Annotated in this window: 16 protein-coding genes and 1 pseudogene; 4 read left to right on the top strand and 13 right to left on the bottom strand. The window is 56.8% G+C overall.

The window, feature by feature from the left end:
* Positions 1-207 (top strand): transposase (locus QD409_RS33225; RefSeq protein ID WP_164570746.1); only part of this gene is annotated, 207 nt, incomplete at its 5' end.
* A gap of 20 nt (positions 208-227) precedes the next feature.
* Here QD409_RS33225 and QD409_RS33220 read toward each other — a convergent pair.
* The 9 genes and pseudogenes from QD409_RS33220 to QD409_RS33180 form a co-directional block, all read right to left on the bottom strand.
* Positions 228-578, bottom strand: a pseudogene (locus tag QD409_RS33220) (transposase); the annotation flags it as partial.
* Positions 579-1,019: 441 nt separating this feature from the next.
* Positions 1,020-3,311: a hypothetical protein gene (locus QD409_RS33215; protein WP_244441503.1), complete on the bottom strand. Its 2,292-nt coding sequence runs from the start codon at positions 3,309-3,311 to the stop codon at positions 1,020-1,022.
* Between the two features lie 62 nt (positions 3,312-3,373).
* Positions 3,374-4,471 carry a DUF2357 domain-containing protein gene (locus tag QD409_RS33210; RefSeq protein WP_414091587.1) on the bottom strand — a complete coding sequence of 366 codons (1,098 nt, stop codon included), beginning with the start codon at positions 4,469-4,471 and terminating at the stop codon, positions 3,374-3,376.
* 404 nt (positions 4,472-4,875) lie between these two features.
* Positions 4,876-6,894: an McrB family protein gene (locus QD409_RS33205; protein ID WP_004118326.1), complete on the bottom strand. Its 2,019-nt coding sequence runs from the start codon at positions 6,892-6,894 to the stop codon at positions 4,876-4,878.
* Between the two features lie 33 nt (positions 6,895-6,927).
* Positions 6,928-8,322 carry a hypothetical protein gene (locus QD409_RS33200; protein WP_004118324.1) on the bottom strand — a complete coding sequence of 465 codons (1,395 nt, stop codon included), beginning with the start codon at positions 8,320-8,322 and terminating at the stop codon, positions 6,928-6,930.
* Positions 8,294-10,450, bottom strand: coding sequence for an AAA domain-containing protein (locus QD409_RS33195; RefSeq protein WP_240535432.1), 2,157 nt, complete (start codon positions 10,448-10,450; stop codon positions 8,294-8,296). Before QD409_RS33195 ends, QD409_RS33200 begins: the two co-directional genes overlap by 29 nt.
* A 180-nt stretch (positions 10,451-10,630) precedes the next feature.
* Entirely contained in the window at positions 10,631-11,425 is a 795-nt protein-coding gene (istB, locus tag QD409_RS33190; protein WP_004118321.1) for an IS21-like element helper ATPase IstB, read from the bottom strand.
* The gene (gene istA, locus QD409_RS33185) at positions 11,415-12,935 is read right to left on the bottom strand and encodes an IS21 family transposase (RefSeq protein ID WP_028754964.1); all 1,521 of its coding nucleotides are present in this window, start codon (positions 12,933-12,935) and stop codon (positions 11,415-11,417) included. The genes istB and istA overlap by 11 nt, the downstream gene beginning before the upstream one ends.
* A gap of 55 nt (positions 12,936-12,990) precedes the next feature.
* Complete coding sequence (locus tag QD409_RS33180) at positions 12,991-13,878, bottom strand: hypothetical protein (protein ID WP_183932624.1); 888 nt, start codon at positions 13,876-13,878, stop codon at positions 12,991-12,993.
* A gap of 759 nt (positions 13,879-14,637) precedes the next feature.
* On the opposite strand from QD409_RS33180, the gene QD409_RS33175 reads away from it, so the two are divergent.
* Positions 14,638-15,366 carry a DUF4041 domain-containing protein gene (locus tag QD409_RS33175; protein WP_051043305.1) on the top strand — a complete coding sequence of 243 codons (729 nt, stop codon included), beginning with the start codon at positions 14,638-14,640 and terminating at the stop codon, positions 15,364-15,366.
* Here the strand turns inward: QD409_RS33175 and tnpC are convergent, their stop codons facing one another.
* The 3 genes from tnpC to tnpA are packed head-to-tail and all read right to left on the bottom strand — an operon-like array spanning position 15,367 to position 17,743.
* The gene (gene tnpC / locus QD409_RS33170) at positions 15,367-16,932 is read right to left on the bottom strand and encodes an IS66 family transposase (RefSeq protein WP_004118315.1); all 1,566 of its coding nucleotides are present in this window, start codon (positions 16,930-16,932) and stop codon (positions 15,367-15,369) included.
* Between the two features lie 54 nt (positions 16,933-16,986).
* Positions 16,987-17,340 (bottom strand): IS66 family insertion sequence element accessory protein TnpB, encoded by a 354-nt coding sequence (gene tnpB / locus QD409_RS33165; RefSeq protein WP_004118312.1) that lies wholly within the window; start codon positions 17,338-17,340, stop codon positions 16,987-16,989.
* Positions 17,321-17,743, bottom strand: a complete 423-nt coding sequence (gene tnpA / locus QD409_RS33160; RefSeq protein WP_240535431.1) for an IS66-like element accessory protein TnpA — start codon at positions 17,741-17,743, stop codon at positions 17,321-17,323. Before tnpA ends, tnpB begins: the two co-directional genes overlap by 20 nt.
* Here tnpA and QD409_RS33155 point away from each other — a divergent pair.
* Positions 17,630-18,574 carry a GIY-YIG nuclease family protein gene (locus tag QD409_RS33155; RefSeq protein WP_240535430.1) on the top strand — a complete coding sequence of 315 codons (945 nt, stop codon included), beginning with the start codon at positions 17,630-17,632 and terminating at the stop codon, positions 18,572-18,574. The two genes, tnpA and QD409_RS33155, sit on opposite strands and share 114 nt — an antisense overlap.
* A gap of 244 nt (positions 18,575-18,818) precedes the next feature.
* Here the strand turns inward: QD409_RS33155 and QD409_RS33150 are convergent, their stop codons facing one another.
* Entirely contained in the window at positions 18,819-19,541 is a 723-nt protein-coding gene (locus tag QD409_RS33150; protein WP_245276698.1) for a hypothetical protein, read from the bottom strand.
* A gap of 551 nt (positions 19,542-20,092) precedes the next feature.
* Here QD409_RS33150 and QD409_RS33145 point away from each other — a divergent pair.
* On the top strand, positions 20,093-20,405 hold a 313-nt coding region (locus tag QD409_RS33145; protein ID WP_430764812.1), incomplete at its 3' end, for a helix-turn-helix domain-containing protein.

The following is a 20,405-nucleotide window of genomic DNA, read 5'->3' as shown; positions in this document are numbered from 1 at the left end:
ATCGAGATCATCAAGCGCTCAGACAAGGCGAAAGGCTTCGAGGTTCTGCCGCGTCGATGGGTGGTCGAACGGACCTTCGCCTGGCTTGGCAGATGCCGCAGATTGGCCAAAGACGTCGAACGCTCGATCGCATCAGCCGAAGCGTGGATCATGATCGCCCACATTCGTCTCATCACCAGACGGCTAGCAAGGTATGGATATCGTTGAACGCTTTTCGAATCCGACTCTTAGTCGCCCGTGAAGAACCGTTTTCGGTGTGGCGGCGCATGATTGTCGGCGTCGAGAGTTTGCCTGACGAGCAGGCACAAAAGTAGCCTGAACCACCTGAGCAGAAGCGAGAAATTGTAGCCGGCGGCAGCCAGAACGGCATTGAGGGCATCGCCCTGCTGTCCGGCAAGATAGTTGCGGTCCATTCTGCGCTCGTTCTTGAGGTGCCCGATGACGGGCTCGACGGCTGACCGCCTTCGCATCAGACGTTTGATGGCCGGCGTCACGTGGCGCTTCTGGCCACTGGTGAAGACCCGCAGCTTGTGGCTCTGGGGCGCATTGTGGCCGCGGTATCCGGCGTCGGCCAGAATGCCAGGATCAGTCCGAGAAATGGCCGCCTTCAAATCGGAACGCCCGCCGGAATGAAATCGGAATGACTGGCCGGCTTCAAATCGGAATCGATGGCCGGCTTCATCGGAATACGCAGCCCATGAGTCGATTTTAGTGAGACGCCGTATTAGTTGCTGGTCTTTTGGGTCGTCGCCTCGGTGCCTTTGTTGTTCGCTCGAGTACCTAATTTAATGCCGCTGACATCAGTGAGGCGCCTTGAGAATGACGGCAATCAACCCCACGCTTCCCTTCACCTTGCCAAAGATATCGATGCCCTGAGCCAGCCTATACCGCCCGCATCAAGGCCTCACAATGAGCTCGTCAGGTACTCTTCGGTGAGCTCATTTGACGGCGCGTAGATCAACCTTAGATCCCCGCAACTGAAAATCGACGGGGCGTGGACGCCGCATACCAGCGATCTACTATTCGTCGGCATCGCTCCCATCCGCCCCACCAAAAATATCAAGCAGAAGCTCTGGGTTGGACCCCTCGCCCCGTAGTTCCTCAAGAACGTGTTCCAGGATGCGCCCGTACTTTGCCAGTGCCCTTAAACGATCCTGGTGCTTGAGATCACCTATCGTCCTCTCGACTGCTCGAACCAATTTATCCGCCTTAGGGTCCTGCCCCTCAACCAACGCGAATGGCTCGACCACCCTCCAACGGAGAAGGCCAACAAGCAGCATCGGAGCGTATTGGAATCTGGTGTACGTCGAGCCCAGATTTTCTTCGAACTCCCGGAGAATCCGTTTGGTCAACCGCTCGACATCTTTGCGAGTAAGCAGCCGAGGCGCGGTTTCAGAGCGCGAAAGTAGGAACGCCATGGCGGCGGTTTCTTTCTGCCACTTCCATTGATCTATGGGCTTGCCCAAGACCTTGTGGATTGCCTGCAGCTCAAAATGCTGGTTGCTGGCGACCCGCCCCAACCCCTGGTAAGCGAGCTTCCAGTGGGCACCTTGAGTGAAAATTGGGTGTCCCCGGGCTTCTTTGTCCCAAGCCTCCAGCAACCAGCCCGAGACGTCTGGCGGGCATCGGCGGAATTGCCATGTCAGAAACCGCAGTGATTGGGTTCCAACAGCTTGGCCCCTCAGCCCGCGACGGACTTCATCTAACGCTCGTTCTACAAGTCGATCCAAGCGCGATAGCGCGACAGCATCTACTCCATTCGGGACATCACCGTCACTTGATATCGCGTATTTGCCGCCAGGTCGAGCCGAGAGCCGATTTGCGAGTGCCGTCCAATCGACGGCAGTCCGGTCAACGTTCTTTTCAAGCAACGTGAAAAGCCCGTCTCCGCGAGGGCTATCGTTCCAACTATCGATTCCGCAGGCGAGCACAAGCCGTCCCGGTATTGTCGGTGCTGGTCTCTGGAACCCTTCGATCAACGCGTCCCAATTTTGTTCGAGTTCGGTCGCGGCATCCCAGTCGACCTGGAATTGGTGACCAAACTTCTGAGAGTGAACGAGGATTTTTGCTCGACCGGACGCCGGGCTCTGTTCCACCCAAAGTTCGACGGGAACTGTCTGGTCGACTTTCACACCGATGTTGACTTCTGCCTTGCGCGGAAGCTCGGAAGTTTCCTTTCTAAGGAAAATAGAAAAACGATCCTGCCCCGCTTGAATGGCCAATCTTGCCGGTTTCGGGCTCCGGTACATCTCACCTGCCGGAAGCGTCTCATCGTAATCAACGAGGTCGAAGTTTTCGACCGCGTCACGCCGCTGCACAATCGTTGAAATCTGCGGCAGGAAATCGAAATAGATGGGATCGCGCTTGCTTAGGCGCCGCGCGGCATGAAGCGCACCATCTGCGATCGAGTTGTCAGCAAGTAACACAACATCTCCACCGATGCTTTGTATCACTGCTGAATGGAATGCTTTTCTGATCGCACCTTTGGACAGAGTTTCCAACAAGACCACATCGCACCCAGCGACATCATCTCGCACATCCTGCAATCGAGGTATCTGCTCGTGATCGATCGTGTCGGGCGGCCTTAATACCTGCCAGTCTCCGTTTCCTTGGCGTAACACCTCGGGCTCTGCCTGGAATCCGAGCGCAAGGCGTCCATTCGAACGTGCCCATTCCAAATGATCGGTTCGGTCGACCGACGAAACTCTAGAAATTGCAGACTTTGCCAACTCCGCCAATCCCCGGTATCCCCAACCCGAACGGATCAGTTTTCCTGTCGAGCGACGCTCCGGCGCTAAGACAGTCTCTCCATGGCTACGCTCGCGACGAATGCGCAGCCTTTGAACCGTGACACCGTCTCCGGTGTGCGAAACCACACCTACGGCCTGGCCTTCTTCAACTGTTCCCCTTTCGATAGCGAACAATGTCGCCAACACGGATCGCCAAACCAGAAGCGGCGTCGAGACCTTTGCCTTGCGCAGAGCCGCCAACAGTCGTTCCTGCAGTAGCTCGCCGGTTTCAGCATGATCATCAAGGCTGGCGATGCCAAAGCTGGCACCGGATGACATCCCTTTCAGCGCTGCAGTCAGGTGGGGGACGGATGGATCGTCGTTCAGCAGATCAGTCACCCTCAACCGCTTCTCGGCAGCTCCGACCACACCCCAACCAGCACCCAGGCCGTGCGGAGAAATTGATGCCTGCGCACCACCCACAAGGCCCCCGTCGGCCTTCGCTCCAGTTTCAACCACGACACCGAAAATGCCGCCTTCGATGAGAGAGCTAATAACCTCCTGCTCCTCGCCGTCCGGCAAAATGGTCCAGTTCCTCGCAGCGCTATCGCGCCATCCATTCAGATCGTACCCGCACAGTTTCCTCATGGCGTCGTCGCGTATATTTCGCTACGTGCGAACGCACGGATAGCGTCCAACCCTTGCCGCAGCCCCTCGCCAGAGGCCTCCAAGGCAATTCCATCAACGCGCGTGCTAGCCTTACGGGATAGGCAAGTCTCGAACTGACCGTGAGATGGGGTCAGTATCAGCCCGTTACGCAGAACTTCAGTTTGGCCGAATGGCTGAATCTCGACCAATCGCTCATTTGCCCGTACGACAGCGTCGTTGAGATCTATGCGAGCCATCGTGTGCGGGGTCCAAACTGCTACGCGGCGCGGCATCCCGCCTCGGTCGATGTCGGAGATGCGGAGAGACACGTGGGCCCGCGTCAAGGCCAGCATACGGCCTGGTGCTTCAGGGCGGGATTGTACCTCGACTATACGACCTGTGTTCTTCAACCAGAACACGGCAATCGGTCGATCCTGCTCGAACCATCGTCCGAGCGATGCCTCTGAACGCCAGACGATGGGCGATTGCGCAATTAGCTCGGCTTCTTCGAGTTCGCTGAGAGCGAGCACGACAGAAAGCACAGAAAAATCCGTCCAGGTCTCCGCTTGCCATGCCCAGAGGTCATCGAGGACCCTGTCTTCCTCCAGCAGGCGGCGCCAGGCTTCATAGATGGAGTTGTAGCTCGGGTCCTGCATCAGAACGTAGTTCGGAACAATCCCGGCATCGGCTACGCTCACTTCAAGATCTGCCAACATCTGCGCGAAGGTTTTGCAGAACCGGCCGAAATGATTGACTTGCGCGTAGCGGCGGCTATGCCGTGCTCGTGGATGCTCCTGCATCCATTCGCGAGCAACCTGGAAAGCAAGTGTCGTATACGCGTGGAGAACCCTGTTTTCAGGGGTATCAAAGTTCTCTCGCCTGACTGTTGCGAGAATACGCTGGCTTGTACCGGCTCGCTCCGCAATCGTCCGCCCCGGTTGACGGACGAGCCAGCGCATCGACGCCCGATCCATTTCCTGAACTCGGTCCAAGAATGTAAGCTCTCTCGTCCGACGAAGCACGCGCCTGATCCTCGGCTCCAGCGCTTTCAGGCGCGGAAGGACATCTTGAGCCTGCCTTACGATCTCCGCCATTCGCGGATCGTGTTCATTCTCTGCGCGCTCCCACGCATCGCGCAATCGGGACCATACATGCAAAGGGTCTTCAAGGGCCTCGCCAAGCTCCTGGACCCGCGCCAAAACCTCGTTCATCCGCCGAAGAAGCTCTCTCGCCCGCACGTCTTCCGGGGTCTCATGCTCCTTTACACCACGAGGGCGAACCGGAAACCCAATTCGCTCCGGTCGCTGAGCATTCGCCGTTTTCGGGTATGGATGGAGAATAAGTTCCACCGGTCCATCTTGAAGCCGGGCCGACATAAGACGCGAGTGTCCGCCGTTCTTGGGTGCCTCGCCACGGACCTCGCTGACCAAACAATCACCAGGACTGAACTTCGCATTGGCAACTCCTCTGCGATCCCAAGGTCTGCCGAGATGGAGCATTACCGCGAAACCCCGTTCCATACGAACTGACCGGAGCCCTCTTTCGCAGCACGGATCGACTCATCGATCGCCTTCGCAAGGTGATCGTCCCGCAGGGCATCACCAACGAAACTTATGAGTTCGGAGAAAGCATGATCGTTACCGTCTTCAACTTCGATACCGCGAAGCTTTGGTAACAAGCGCATTTCAACCTGATCTGCGAGCGGGACACGCAAGTCCTTCGCCTGGTCGAACGAGGTGTAGTTCGCGACATACCCCATGATCGCGCGGCCGAGACGGTGACCGAAAGGTCTCTTGAAGCCCTTCATGAGGCTGACCATTCTATCCACGCTGTCGATAACGGTCTGCTCACTCTCCACAGTCGAAACAGGATTCACCCATGACCGCCATCTTGCCGCCGACAGCGCCTCGGGCTCGGCGATATTTGCTTTCTGCGCAGTCGTCCTGATGGTTCTTGGTGCCGAGAAGCGAAGGACATTCGCCCGGTCCACAACCTTATCAGAGAGCGACTGCGTGCTCTCGTCTTCGTTCATCGTTCCGGCAAACAGAAGGTTGTATCCTGGGAAGATGCGGGGAGCGTCCATACCTCGCGGCATCGGTATCTCAAGCTCGATCTCAGCGTCTTTGCGCAGGGATTTATCCGACACACGGTTCATCGGCGGGCGGCTTTCCAAGCGGCTGAGGAAGTCCGAAAAATAATACTCAACACGCGCAAGGTTCATTTCGTCGAGCAGGATCATTATCATCTGATCCTGAAACTCGCTCTTCTGGTTGTTCAGAATGTCCAGGTGATAGAGCGCCCGCGCCATATCGGTCGGACGGTAGCGCTTTTCGATATAGTTGTAGAAACCCATCAAATCCTGGGGGCTATCCCAGCGAGGTTGAACCGGCACCTGCAGGAACCCGATCCCTATGCCTGCCGCGTACTGTCGCGGCAGCTGGCTCTTGCCAGTCCCGGAGATACCGGCAAGCACGGCCATCTGGGTCGTGTCGTTTGTTTTCATTGCTGTATGGAAGGCATAAACAATGCGACGGTCGTAATGGAGGCCGCTTTGTTCAAGGCGCTGAAGCACCCGTTGGACTGCCTCAGCCTCATTTTCAGCGGCGCGATCTTTCCAGCTCCGCATTTGTGCCAGCACCGGCGGAAGCGTGGTCAACTCCTTGAGACGTTCAACGATTGCCTCCTCGCGGCCCGGCGCATCCCTACCGCTCGCCTCAGCAACGTCTTCCTCCATCTTAGCGACCTGTGCCATTAGCGACGAACGGCGATCTTCCAACGATGAGATGTCGCTTTCGATGGAACGAGCACGCTCCTCGGCGGCTGCGAGTTTCGCCGACGTCTGCGTGAATTCAGCATGAACGGCGGCGGTCGCCTGACGCTCGACAGCGAGGTCTTCTTGAACCTGAGAGAGTTGGGAGTTTGCCGCCTGGAGGAGGCCTTCGACACGTGCGCTTTCTCTACCAAGTTCCTGCGACAGCGCTTCTAAGCGTTGCACTCGCTCCTGCGCTTCGCTCAACTCAATCGCTTGGGACCGCATTTCTGCAATCTTCTTTTCAAGCGCTGCCTGTTCACGCTTCATCTCATCGTTGAGAGCGAACAGCCGCTCGGCGGCAGTGAGGCGGTCATGGACAGCGTCGAGATCTGCCCGGGCGGAAGCCAGCTCAGCGTCAACTGCGTGTTTTTCAATGATCTCCGCTTCGATCACCTCGCGCAGCGCACGGATTTCCTCGCGGCGCTCATCCTTCTGAAGCCATTCAGCATTCAAGTCATCGAGCTGTCTCTTGGTCGCATCGTAGTCAGCCTGGACGTCGGCAATATTGGCTAGGGCCTTGCGGCGCTCTCCTAGTTCATTTTCGATATCGCTAAGGGCCATCCGCTTGTCGGCAATGGCTGTCTCCAGAGACTCCAGGGAGCGCGTCGGCCCGGAGGCGGTAACGGCTCTGTCATGGAGCACCGCGAGGCTTATCTGCACGACGATCAGAGCTACGACAGCCATTGCTGCGAAAAGCAGTATCAAGATGTTTCCTGTTAGCATGTCGACGCTCTCTAATTATGGCCTCTCAGGCTGTGGCTGGGTAGTCGTCGGGGCGTCAATAGCTGGCGGCGCGGGTGCCACATCCGTCTGCTTTGGCGTCTTCGCGTCTGAAAGAGATGCAATTTCCTGAACAAGCACCCCTTTCCTGCCGTTAAGCTCGGCCAGCTCCGCTTTCACAGTATTTAGGTCGCTCTGACGCAAGCTCAGCTCTTTGGCCAGTTCTGCTTGTCGGTTTGATAGGTCTGCGACAGCCTTTTCCAGAGCAGCTTTTTCAGCTGCTGCGCGATCAGCATCGGCTTTGTCCGCCGAAGTTCGAGACTTCAGTGCCTGAAGACTGCTTAACTCTTCTTTGAGCGTGTTACGTTGCGTTGTGGCAGCTGCGACATCTGCCTGGAGATCATTTAATTGTGCCTTCGCGACCGGAAGAGATTTTTCCGCCTCTGCAAGCGCGTCCTGGGCAATTTTTAGCCTGCCTTCAGCCGCTGCAGCATCTGATCGTGCGCGGTCCGCTGCTGTGGTCACGCTCGTGAGATCGCCGTTCAATGCAGCCTTCCGCATTTCGAGAGCGCCKACTTGGTTGGCCAAGTCCGTACGGTTGCTGTCCTGGCGGGCCAAGTCGGCATCCGTTTTAGCTGCAGTGACCTTCGCCTTGGACGCCTGATCCTGGAGCTTTGCGATCGTTGCGTCTAAATCCTGCGAGGCACGTTGTTTGTCGCCGATATCTTTCGTGATTTTCGTCATTTGCGCCGTCAACGAGGCCTGACGGGCGGTAAGATCGGCGACCTGACGTGTTTTGTCGTCAAGGTCCTGAAGCTGGGCGTTTAATTTGGAGATTTCAGCCTCCTTATCGCGCCGGACCTTTTCGCTGACTGCAATCGCGTCGTCGGCAGCACTTTTTCGATCTTCTGCTTGTGCAACGTCGGCATTTGACTGATCGATCTTTGCCTGATTGACAGCAATCCGCTTTTCAAGGTCAGCGTTCTGAGAGCGTAAGGTCGCAAGCGTCTTCTCGGCCTTAGCTGCTTCCGCAATAGTATCGGCGGCCGCTTTCGATTGCTCTTGGCCCGCCTGAAGCTTCTCAACGCCCTCGGCGAGCGATGCCGTCTGTTGGTTTATCTCTGCGTCGAGGCGATCTCGCTGTGCGGTCAGATCAGCGATGGTTTTCCGAATACCATCGGCTTCTACACTTCGTTGAGAGATTTCCGAAAGGACACTATCGCGTCGGCCCAGCGCCTCTGTCCGCTCATTGTTATAGCGCTGAATGTCGGAACGCACGGCACCGTAGTCGCGCTCAAGAGCGTCGACCTGAATCAACGCGACAGAGATCGCGGCCGCTGAGAGCAAGCCAAGCGTCAAAGCGATATAGGTAAACCGCCGCGATCTAGGAAAGCTGTTTTGCGACGCGTTCAATGCACCCCTCCAAATCCTGAGCTAGTTCGTCCACCCAAAAGCGCTGGATTTTCCAGCCAAGCGATTTCAACTGATGGTCTCTCCAATAGTCGCCAAGCTTTCTTTTGCCGTCGGTGTCGGCATGCCAATGTCGACCATCGACTTCCAGGTCGAGCTTGACATCGCCGCTGCCAAACAGTGCAAAATCCAGGCGACGACCGGCGACTTCGAATTGAGCAACGGGGTTCAAGCCGCGCTTCCTAAGCGCCGCGTCCACAATTCGCTCCCAATTGCTGTCAAACGTGCCCTCGCCGATGCGGCCCTTTGGTTCGGTTGCCGTAGCGGCTAGCCGTTGAAGACTCCGCACCTTGCCAGATCGCGCATACGACAAATCGCCAAAGACATGGGCGACGGCCCGGGCGCGGCTAATGGCAACGTTCAGGCGGCGCCAGTCTTTCTGCACGAACGTGACCGCGCTGATCGCACTCGAATGGCCGAGCGTGGGTGAGAAAAGGATAAGGTCTCTTTCTTGACCTTGGAAACTGTCAACCGTGCCGACACGCAGTTCAGCCTTGACACGAAGCTTTTCATTGACTTCTGCGTGGATCGCTTGCTCCAACGCGTATACCTGCGGCCGGAAAGGAGCGATGACCCCGATCGACCCGCTATATCCTTGATCCACGAGGAGCATGCGGACATGCTGCACTATCGCGGCGATCTCAGAATTATTGATGTTGCCGATCATTGGTGATGTTGGCGCCGGTACATCGGTCCACGCAATACCTGGCTTCATGCCCCTTGGTGATTTGAGCTTGTCCTGGTCACCTGCAACCCGCAATTGACCACCATAAAAGTGTTCGTTGATGTAGCCAACGATATCGGCAGCGGATCGATATTGATCGCGAAGCATAACCTTCGCCGCCCCGGGCGTGAGGTCCGCCAAGTCGAATAGCGATCTCCGGCTCTGCGCGAACCGACCCATCTTTGATACCGGCAGGTTCTGGGCCTGCATCAGGTTTCGATCATGCGCAATGCCCAACTGGCTGATGAAGGAAAGCTGGCGATTGTCACCGACAACGACAGCACGTTTTGCCCTAGCGAAGATCGGCAGTGCTGACGCGATATCGCACTGGCTTGCTTCATCAAAGATCGCGAGATCGAATAAGCTGTCTGACAGCGGCACTCGCCGTGCCGCGCCAAGGACTGAAACCAACCACAGGGGCCGGTGACTTACAACTTCACCGGCCAATTCAGATGGCAGCGGCCCGGTGTTTTGAGCAAGCTCTAGGTTGGCAAGCTCCTCGCCTAGCCTCCGTCGGTCGATCTCAGTCAGGTTGACCTTTGACGCCAGAACTTTGGGAAGAAGCTCCCGAGCGACCTCTCCTATCTCCTGCGTAATCGCGACTGGATCACCCTTTACTTCGATCGTAGCTAATTCAGAGCGGAGCTGTTTTAGACGCTGCCTGAGGGTGGCGAGCGTTGTCTCTCCACCGGAACGTTGGCTGCCTACCAACAACTTCGATTTAAGACCGAAAGCTCCCAGTATTGTGTTGATCAACCGAATGACGAGGTTTTTTTCGGGCTCTACCAATGTCTGGACTCCGCGTTCAGCGCTGCTCGCCTCCTGCGCCTCGAGCCTCTCCAAAAGCTCCGCAATCAACCCGTGGATACGCGAAAGCTCGTCGATCTGGTCGAGCAGCCGATTTCGATTTTGCGCGAGCGTCGAGAGTTTCGACAGTAGAACCAAGTCTGGCTCAGCCGCACCTCTTGTGGGCTCGCTGACAAGTTCGCCAAGCACCTGATCGAACGATTGATCGATGTCGCGTGTAGGATCAAGCGTCCTCACTAGGAACGGAGACTGCGGAGCGATGCCACCAAGCCTGGTCTCGACAGCATCGAGGGCTTGGTGGTTCTTCGATGCAACAAGTACGCTTCCACCATCGGCAATCACGGAAGCAGCGATGGACACGATGGCCTGGCTTTTGCCGGTCCCCGGCGGACCGGTTACCACCGTAAGCGGTGCGAGGAGAGACCGCCTCACCGCATCAATCTGCTCCTTATTCAAGTCGCCCGTGTTGATGACGGGAGCAAGCCTAGTTGCAACGGGTGCATCCAAGCCGAGGATCGGCGCCAGCGCAGTCGTGGCCAATTTTTCCTTCGGCCACGCTGCAATTGTATCGAGGTCACGCACAGCTCCGGCAGTGAAGGTAGTATCGGTCGGTAGAAAGAGTGCGGCGATATCATGGATGCCGACGATTGTTGGTTTCCACGCGGAACTGAGCCGGTTTTTCCACCGAGAAGTGAGCCACCTCTGAGTATGGTTTTCTGATCAGGGTTTGGTCAATGGGCTGGCTTTTTCTCCTCTCTTTTGCGCCGCGGCGGCCGAACTGGCCTTGAATCGAAAGCTGTCATTTCCGGTTTCCAGGATGTGGCAACGGTGGGTCAGGCGGTCGAGCAAAGCGGTCGTCATCTTGGCGTCGCCGAAGACTGTGGCCCATTCGCTGAAGCTTAGGTTGGTGGTGATGATGACGCTGGTGCGCTCGTAAAGCTTGCTCAGCAGGTGGAAGAGCAATGCGCCGCCCGAAGCGCTGAACGGAAGGTATCCGAGTTCATCCAAGATCAGCAGATCGAGACGAACCAACGTCTCAGCGATCTGACCGGCCTTGCCTTTGGCCTTCTCCTGCTCGAGGGCGTTGACCAATTCGATGGTCGAGAAGAAGCGGACCTTTCGGCGATGATGCTCGATCGCCTGGACACCGAGAGCGGTCGCGATATGTGTTTTTCCCGTGCCAGGCCCGCCGACGAGCACGACATTCTGCGCTCCGTCCATGAACTCGCATCGGTGCAGTTGGCGCACCGTCGCTTCGTTGATTTCGCTGGCGGCGAAGTCGTATCCGGAGATGTCCTTGTAGGCCGGGAAGCGGGCAGCCTTCATGTGATAGGCGATGGAGCGGACCTCGCGTTCGGCCATTTCCGCTTTCAGCAACTGGGACAGGATCGGCACGGCCGCATCGAAGGCTGGCGCTCCTTGCTCGATCAGATCCGTGACCGCTTGGGCCATGCCATACATCTTCAGACTACGCAGCATGATGACGACGGCGGCGCTGGCTGGATCATGACGCATGGCGACCTCCTACGATCCGGACACGCAGCCCGTCATAGCGTTCGACATTGGCCTTGGGTTCGCGCAGCAAGGTCAGCGCCTGTGGTGTGTCGATATCGGGACCATCACTGGTCTTGCCGTCGATCAGCCGATGCAGCAGGTTCAACACATGCGTTTTGGTTGCCACGCCGGCATCCAGAGCCAGTTCCACAGCGCGGAGGACGACCTGTTCGTCGTGATGAAGAACGAGAGAAAGGATATCGGCCATCTCGCGATCACCGCCGGGGCGGCGAAGCATCTGGTCCTGCAGTTGTCGAAAGGCCGGTGGTAGTTCCAGGAAGGGTGCGCCATTGCGCAAGGCACCGGGCTTGCGTTGGATGACGGCAAGGTAGTGTCGCCAGTCGTAAATCGTCCGCGGCGGCTTGTCGTGACTGCGCTCAATGACCCGCACATGTTCGCAAAGAACGTTGCCCTCGGCTGCAACGACCAGCCGCTCGGGATAGATTCGCAGGCTGACGGGCCGGTTCGCAAACGATGCGGGCACGCTATAGCGGTTTCGTTCGAAGGTGATCAGGCAGGTGGGTGAGACCCGTTTGCTTTGCTCGACAAAGCCGTCAAACGCGGCAGGCAGTGTCATCAATGATGCCCGCTCATCAGCCCATACATCCGCAATCGTGCCGGGCAAGGTGCCATGCGGTGTCTCCCGCCACAGGTCCTGGCAATGCTGTTCCAGCCAGGCGTTCAACGCCGGCAGATCGGGAAAGTCCGGCATCTGTTGCCACAAACGTGGTCGGGCATCCTGAACATTCTTCTCGACCTGCCCTTTCTCCCAGCCCGCAGCAGGATTACAGAACTCGGGCGCAAAGACGTAGTGGTTCGTCATCGCCAGGAAGCGGATGTTGACCTGCCGCTCCTTGCCGCGGCCGACGCGATCGACCGCGGTGCGCATATTGTCGTAGATCCCTCGCGCAGGCACACCGCCGAAGACCCGGAAGCCGTGCCAGTGGGCGTCGAAGAGCATCTCATGGGTTTGCAGCAGGTAGGCTCTGACCAGAAAGGCCCGGCTGTGCGCCAACTTGATATGCGCGACCTGAAGCTTCGTGCGCTCGCCGCCGATCACGGCATAGTCTTCACTCCAATCGAATTGGAATGCTTCGCCTGGGCGGAAAGACAGAGGAACGAATATGCCTCGGCCGGCCGTCTGCTGCTCAGCCCGCCACTCACGGGCAAAGGCAGCGACGCGACCGTAGGAGCCGGTAAAGCCCAGAACCACCAGATCGGCATGAAGTTGCTTCAGCGTTCGGCGCTGCTTGCGTGACCTCCCGGCCTCGGTCTTCAGCCAGCCCGAGAGTTTCTCTGCGAATGCATCAAGCTTGCTCGGCCGCTCCGGTACCGTGAACGTCGGCTCGATCGTGCCCGCGCTCAGATACTTCGCGATTGTGTTCCGCGACAGCCCGGTGCGCCGACTGATCTCGCGGATCGATAGCTTCTCGCGCAACGCCATCCGGCGGATAATGTTTAAAAGTCCCATGTGGATCACTCCGTTGCCCCCGTCGCTCTCCGCGCTGGGGGAAGGTTCACATGGCTCAATTCTCAATGGAAATTATGCGCCTAACCGGCTCAGTTCTGCGTGGAAACCAACAGACGATGTTAGGATCCAGCTCAATTCGCATTTGCTGGCCTGAGATACGTCCCCGAAAGGTGCCCGAAACAGCCTCCTTCAATCGGGAGAGAAATTCATCCCGCCGGAAGCCCAATCCCTCGGCCTGCGTGAACACGTCGCGCAGCCCTGCCTCTTTCCAATTGGCGCTTCTCGCCACGCCCTTGATCCAGTCGGGGTTTGCGACGATGTCATCCGTATCGATCGATACTTCTAGGTGCGTCGGACTGCGCTTCCAGTCAGCGCTGATGAGACCAACCGGCCAGACAACAGCTACACCTTGCTTTTTCCCAACACCCAGAGGCCAGCCCACGGCGAGCGACTGTTCGTTCGCTTCCCGCTTGACGAGAGCCTGCCGAAAGTCATCTGGCAACTCGTCGAGAGGTATCGAGATGGTGAGGACCTGCCCCTCTTCGGGCGTCAGAGGCCCAAGGCCAGTGAACAGTTGCCATTGAACAGAATGGCGATCTTCAACTTGAGTGATCGCACCTCTCGGGTCTGATCGTAATGCGGATCGATAGTATCGAAGCAACGCATTGGGATCGAACGCCGCGAAAGTATCTGCGACTTCACCTTCGCCGACGGAAGACCTTGAGGTCCGGAAAGTCGCGTGGACGGGCCTGAGGGTAAGATTGTCAGTTACTATGGTATTGGTGGCAATTGAAGAAACGGGTTGGGTGCCTGTCTTGTTCGCGGTGGCAATTGGGCGCCACCGACCATCGCGGCCTTTGGCCACTTTTCCAGCTTCGCTGAGGGCAGATAACTCGGCGTAAATTTCCGTACGCCTGCGCGGATCAAAATCGACATCAAGCAACGCAAATAGTTCGTTCGTTGTCCGGCCCGTCGGAAACGCCGATATCGTTCGCAGTAGTATAGACATGACTTACAAATAACCTCAGCCGAGCGCTCCCTCTCAGCTGATCCATTGAATCGCCCTCCTCCAATAAGCGATTGAGGCGCTTTGCGTGTCAACGGTTTGCAACTTGAAATACACGCCCATTTTCGACCCGAGGAGTTCAAGATGGAAGATTTGCATGAATAGTGTTCTTCAAGACACGAAAATACAAACGCCTTTTGCCGGTTAGGTGACCATACTGTTTCGCCCCACCGGCTTTGCGCGGTGAACTTGAAGGCCTCACTCAAGCGGATGCTGCGTCTATGCGATGAAAGCCTGCCGTTCTTTCCATTGACCTAAAGGATCGAGACCCAGAATTACCTTATCGAAGCCAAATTGGATATGCTGGCCGCTTCCCAGAACAAAGCGGTATGGGTGAGCTGGCAGGAACTGCAACCAATACCTCGTCATCAAGCCGCAAGGCTTCCGCGAGTTGTTTGAGCCATAAACTCTGCTCCTGGATGCGTAAGACACCGAGATACATGGGTAAGATGATCATCTTCGCAGATCTCCGTTCCTGGCGCAGCTCTGCACAGCTCGCATCATTCGGGACGCGGCACCTGCTCAGTCGGCAGGCGAAATTAAACCGCTGCACAACTAATGTTATCCGTAACATCCGCTTGCAAAGTCGAGATCGCAGCTTAACGTCCTCATCCAGGGGTGGCAGGGGAGTTCATAATGACAAGCGGTCAAATCATTGGGCTTGTATTTATCATTGGGTTTCCGCTTTGGGCGATTGTTGCGAGCGTCATTGCGTGGAAACAGTCCATACGCAAAAAACGTGCCGAGGGCAGCGTGCGTGCGTTGGAAGTAAAATATAGCCCTATCCTAAATGAGGAAGCAGAAGTCCAGCGACTACGCGATATCGCGAATTCAGTCTCAGTGGACATTTCAAATTTGAGGTCTTCCTATAACGAAAAGAAAGCGATCTTCGACCGCCTCGCAAAGGAGGTAGCGATTTTCGATGAGAAATTGGCGTTCGCCGAGATGGGCGTATATGAGCCTCATTTCGATTACACCGACAGTGAGCAGTACAAACAAACGATCATTGAGAACCGCGAGACCCAGAAACGGATGGTTTCGAACAAGATCGCTGCAATCGCAAAAACGGAGTGGACGGTTAGTGGCAGTAAGGCCAAGGGCCAGACGATGAACAATCGCAACGTGAAGCTCGCGCTCAGAGCTTTCAACAACGAGTGCGATGCAGCGGTCGCAAATGTCCGCTGGAACAATGCGAACGCGATGGAAAAGCGGATCGTCAACGCTCGCCAGCAAATAGACAATCTGAACGCTACGAACGACGTCCATATTACCGATGAGTATCTAAAACGTAAACGCTCATTTCCCTGCACGTTGACGCCCGCGATTCCGGCGCGGTGTTCGACTTGGGAACGGTTTCTGCGTTGATCAGGCCGCTGCGGCCTTTGGAAAGTTGAATGGCAGCAGGTCAGAGATGTCGGCGTCGTCGGCGCGCTGCGGCAACTCGGTGAGGACGTGGCGCAAGTAGGCCAGTGGCTCGACGCCGCAAGCCCGGCATGTCAGCATGAGGCTGTAGACCACGGCGCTGGCCTTTGCTCCATCGACGGTGTCGCTGAACAGCCAGCTTTTTCTGCCAGTTGCAAAAATCCTGATGTCACGCTCCAGAAGGTTGTTGTCGATCGGCATCCTGCCATCATTTGTGTAACGCGTCAGATATTCCCATTGGTTCAGCGTGTAGGAGATGGCATCGCCAAGCTTGCTGTCCGGCAAGACCTTCGGGGCGATTTCATCGAGCCATTTTTTCAGGGCATTCAGGATGGGAACGCTATGTTCCTGGCGAAAGCGGCGAATGCAATGATCTCGCGTTTCGCCGTCATCCGGTATTTCGTCGCGCGCTTGCTTTTCAATCCGGTAGAGTTGTTCGAAGAACTTGAGGGCCTGCTCCGGTGGGCCGCCGGGTTTGTTTCTCGTCTTGAGAGCATTGACAAACCGCCGTCTTGAATGGGCCATACATCCAATGTGGGTGGCCCCCTCCAGCGTGCGCCAGGCGGAATAACCATCGCTCATCAATATGCCGCGGTAATCGCCGAGAAAGGCCTGCGGATAGATCTGTCCGCGGCCCGGCTGATAATCGAGAAGCACGATCGGCTCGGCACTGTCCTCACCGCTGCGATAAGCCCACATGAAGGATGTGTCGGTGGCCGCTCTGTCCTTTTCCTTCAGGACCTGAACAGTCGTCTCGTCGCCATGGATGAGAGACTGTGATCGAAGCCGCAGCTTCAGCGCGTCATAGATGCGGACGAGATGCTTCTCGCTCGAGCCGATCACCCAGTGCCCCAGAGCACCGCGGCTGACAGGAACGCCGGCGCGCTCGAAGGCCTGTGCCAGACGATAGAGTGGCGTGCCATCGACATATTTGTGCACCAACGCGAAGGCTAGCGTCGAGGCCGTGGCAATGCTGCCCGGCAAGGGTTGCGCGGGCATCGGCGCAATGATGACCGGCGTGTTGATGCCGGTGCGGTCGCAATTCCGGCAGGCATATTTGAACCGCACATTCTGAAGGACCTTTGCCTTCACCTCGATATGAAGCTGCTCGCTAACGGCCTCACCCATGCGATGCATTTGGTGATGGCAGCAGGGGCAAGCCTTCTGATCGTCGGGCAGGTCATATTCGACGCGTTCGCGCGGCAGGTTTTCCGGTAACGGTCGGCGGCCGCGCTTCTTGCCTTCCTGCTTTTCTGCCGGCGGCAAGCCGGTGTCCGGAAGATCGACGACATCGCCTTCTTCGCTGTCATCCTCACCGGCGACCTGTTCGGCTTCATTGAAGAGGCGATCAATGTGCTTTTCGCTCTTCGGCGCAAAACGATGTGAGCGAGCAAGCGCCAGCTCTTCCTCGAGTTTGACGACGCGCTCGGCAAGTTGACGGTTTTCCGCCTGCAGCGCGGCAATGCGCGCCATCAGCTCCTCAACAGTCGGTTCGCCAGTTCGATTCATCAGATTCTTGAATCGAAAGCATGCCGCCGCGTCAACCGCTCAATTCGATATCCTTCAGCCAGCGACTTGATATTGCCGCACCGGATGGCGAACCATCGCGTCAATGTCGATGCCGTCGAGAATCCAGTGGAGCTGCTCGGTCGAAAGCGTCACCACCGCAGTCTCCCGGCGTGGCCATCGGAACCTGTCTTCCGTCAAGCGCTTCAGGACCATCACAAAACCGGACCGATCGAAGAACAACAACTTCATCCGGTCGCGGCGGCGATTGCAAAACGCAAAGATCGCAGGCGCGAACGGGTCAAGCTCCATCACCTCCTGCACCAGGACCGCAAGGCTGTTGATGCCGGCGCGAAAGTCGATCGGTTCGCGATGCAGATAGACGTTGAGATCAGCGCCCAGTCTGAACATGGCCGAGAGCTCCGATGATTGCCGTCAATGCATCCACATCACCGCATTCCAGCGTCAGCTTCACGCCATTCGGCAAAGCCGCGCTCACCTTGGCTGGGAGTGGCGACGACCTCGACAGCCGCTCCTCACCAGGCAAAGCAGGCCAGCCCACCGAACTGCTCTGCATCGGCAAACTGTGCTGCGCAGCGCTGACTTGAACCGGAATGAACGCCGACAGCGCAGGTGGCGGCAAAGCAACGGCGTCCTTGGCCGTCTTTATCCATTTCCGAAGAAGGTTGGCATTGATCCCATGTTCAAGCGCAAGCCGCGATACCGACACGCCGGGCTCCAGGCAGGCAGCAACCAGCCGCTCTTTCGACGCCGGATCGTATCGACGGCGGCCGTTGCGCAAAATCCGCCTCACCGCCAGTTTCTGTTCATCGCTCTCAATCACGTGGTGTCCACCTCCGTTAAGTGGACACTTCATGCCAAAACACGCTCAATGCAAAAAGGTGCGGCGAAATTCGCGCTTACTCTAAAACAGAAACTCGTCGAGTTGCAGGTCACCCACGAATACCGTGAAAAGCTGAAGGCCGAGCGGGAGGAACGCGCCGAGATGGCCCGCGCTGCGCGAGAGGAACAGAAGCTGCTTCGGGACATGGAAAGAGCGGAAGAGGAGGAGAATCGCTATCTGCGCCTTCTCGACAAAGCCAAATCCGATGCGAATGAGGCCGCCGCCGACCAAATTGGAGCATACGACGAAAAGATCCGGATGCTGGAAAAAGACCTAGCTGATGCCCACGCGAAGTTTGAGCGTGCGCAGGCGATGGCCGAGAAGACGCGGTCGGGATATGTCTACATTATCTCGAATATAGGTTCTTTCGGCGAAGAGGTCGTAAAGATTGGTCTGACCAGGCGCCTGGATCCAGCCGATCGCGTCCGCGAACTTGGTGACGCCGGCGTCCCGTTTGTCTTTGATACTCATGCAATCATCTACAGCGACGACGCTCCCGCCCTTGAGAGAGCGCTTCACAACGAATTCCAGAAGACCCGCATCAACGCTCAAAACTTTCGCAAAGAATTCTTCAGAGTGTCGATTGACGAGGTCGAGCGGGCGGTAGCGAGGCTCGCGCCTGGTGCACCATTCTTTAAAGACGTTGAGGCTCAGGAATACCGCGAAACCCTCGCTCGTCGAAACGCCATGTTGGCAGCTGTAGAGCCAATTGAATTGGTTGCATTTCCGGCAAGCATTTAGAACACCGACTCCACGCGAATGTGTCCTCCTGGCACCTCGTCCACCTGCCAACCCGCTGCGATGGCGCGATCGACCAGAGCAGTTTGAGCGCATCCCGGCAGACTGCTCAAAGAGAGCTTGGATGTCGGCGAGAAACGTTCGCTGCCAAGCTGTCATGTTTTGTCGAAGCAAGGCCACTTGGATGTCTTTTTGCAGGTTTCCTGCCGGGTCCATTAGAATTGTCACGTGGCATGCGCAGCGATCTTCAAGCTCTTCGTCCTGACTTCGCTGCCGAGAGCGAGGCTGTCGCCTGCTCGACGGATTTAATGAACGCGCTGTAAACTTCGTGTGTCAACCATTCGTGCCGAGTGCTCTGCAGGCGGTTGAAACGCTTCATCTGCGAATGAAGTCGTTCGAACCTGTCCGCCTCCATCAAAGTGAGAGGACGCGCACGGCGACCATCAACGTGTCGTCGAGCAACAGCACCGATGGAGCGAGCATCAAAGTTTTCGGCACCTACCCTGCTCTTCAGCTGCTCCGTCAACGTGTACCAGCGATCCCGAATATCATCATACATCTGATCAACGGAAAGAGTGGGGAGGGTTGCTTCGACATTTTCGACAGAACCGTCGGATTCGACCGACTGTGCCAACGACCGGCTCCCCTCGGTAATAGCCAAGTCTTGGGTCGTGATGTTGATGTCCTGTGTCGTACGCCTCAGACTTTCCAATTGCTCGGCAATTGAGTGCAGTTGTATCTGCAACTCGTCCACCCAACCCGTGGAATTTCTCAGGGCTTCCTGCGTCTTGTGAAAATCGGTTGCGATTATTTTGAAATCATGCACGGCTGACGTGATTCCAAAAAGCTTGACCGCCACTTCGCCCAAGGTAGTTTTTAACACGCCAAACGGTCCGAGAATGACGATGGCTGTCAACGCGACAGACGGCCATGCTATTCGGGCAACGAAGTCGAGAATTTCATGCGGCATGGTATCGTGCGTTCCCATTTAACTGTTGTCATTCGAGATAGATTGCCCAGTTCAATACGGCCATTTATCGATTCGCGCTATGCGAGCCTACATCACATGCTTGGCGGGCGTTTTTGCGATTTTGGGTGCCCCGATAATTCCCGGCCATGTGGACCAGTTGGGCGCGGAAATCTGGATTGGCGGCGAAGTAACGACATGCATTGAGGGTACCGTCACTCTCTGAAATTCGGATCGATATCTAAAGAGCTGGAGCGGGGGCGCCCATCAGGATGAAAAAACCACGAGGGCGGCAAGCGTCGAAATGCAGTAACCCGACGCAATATAAAGCAGCCAACACTGAAAAAAGCTGTGCGCAATGCTCATTGTAGGTCTCAGAATGGGTATATCTGGTAATCGGTAATATATTATCTCCTTAAGTGCTTGATCTTGGGAGACGTTTATCCATGCGCGGCTATCGTTCTGGCTCTAATACCAATCGGCATTGCTGCTGACTCTTGAGGGTTCACAAAACGCGATGAATCTGAATCCATGGTGCAAACGGGAGGTTTGCCATGGGATCAGCACTTCGGCTTCGGACGGATTATGTTGGCGATGACTTGCGCAAGGCGGCGCGGCTGTCGAAAGATGCCGCTCAGACGCGGCGGCTTCTGGCTCTCGCGCAGATTTATGATGGAGCGACGCGCGGCGAGGCCGCGAGAGTTGGTGGCGTGACTGTGCAGATCGTGCGGGACTGGGTCGAGCGCTTTAACACGCAAGGCCCTGAGGGTCTTTTAAACGTGAAGGCTCCGGGCAAGCGTCCGAAACTCAACGACGATCAGCGCCAGGAGCTTCGTCGTCTTGTGGAGGAGCTTCGTCGTCTTGTGG

This window comes from Rhizobium sp. BR 315 (assembly GCF_050577975.1).
Lineage (GTDB): Bacteria > Pseudomonadota > Alphaproteobacteria > Rhizobiales > Rhizobiaceae > Rhizobium > Rhizobium miluonense.
This window is presented reverse-complemented; position numbering and strand designations above follow the sequence as displayed.

Excerpts from the sequence above, each read along its gene's own strand:
- QD409_RS33210 (WP_414091587.1), bottom strand. The coding sequence starts at position 4,471 with ATGGCGGAGATCGTAAGGCAGGCTCAAGATGTCCTTCCGCGCCTGAAA.
- istB (WP_004118321.1), bottom strand. The coding sequence starts at position 11,425 with ATGCGTCATGATCCAGCCAGCGCCGCCGTCGTCATCATGCTGCGTAGT.
- istA (WP_028754964.1), bottom strand. The coding sequence starts at position 12,935 with ATGGGACTTTTAAACATTATCCGCCGGATGGCGTTGCGCGAGAAGCTA.
- QD409_RS33175 (WP_051043305.1), top strand. The coding sequence starts at position 14,638 with ATGACAAGCGGTCAAATCATTGGGCTTGTATTTATCATTGGGTTTCCG.
- tnpC (WP_004118315.1), bottom strand. The coding sequence starts at position 16,932 with ATGAATCGAACTGGCGAACCGACTGTTGAGGAGCTGATGGCGCGCATT.
- tnpB (WP_004118312.1), bottom strand. The coding sequence starts at position 17,340 with ATGTTCAGACTGGGCGCTGATCTCAACGTCTATCTGCATCGCGAACCG.
- QD409_RS33155 (WP_240535430.1), top strand. The coding sequence starts at position 17,630 with ATGTTCAAGCGCAAGCCGCGATACCGACACGCCGGGCTCCAGGCAGGC.
- QD409_RS33150 (WP_245276698.1), bottom strand. The coding sequence starts at position 19,541 with ATGCCGCATGAAATTCTCGACTTCGTTGCCCGAATAGCATGGCCGTCT.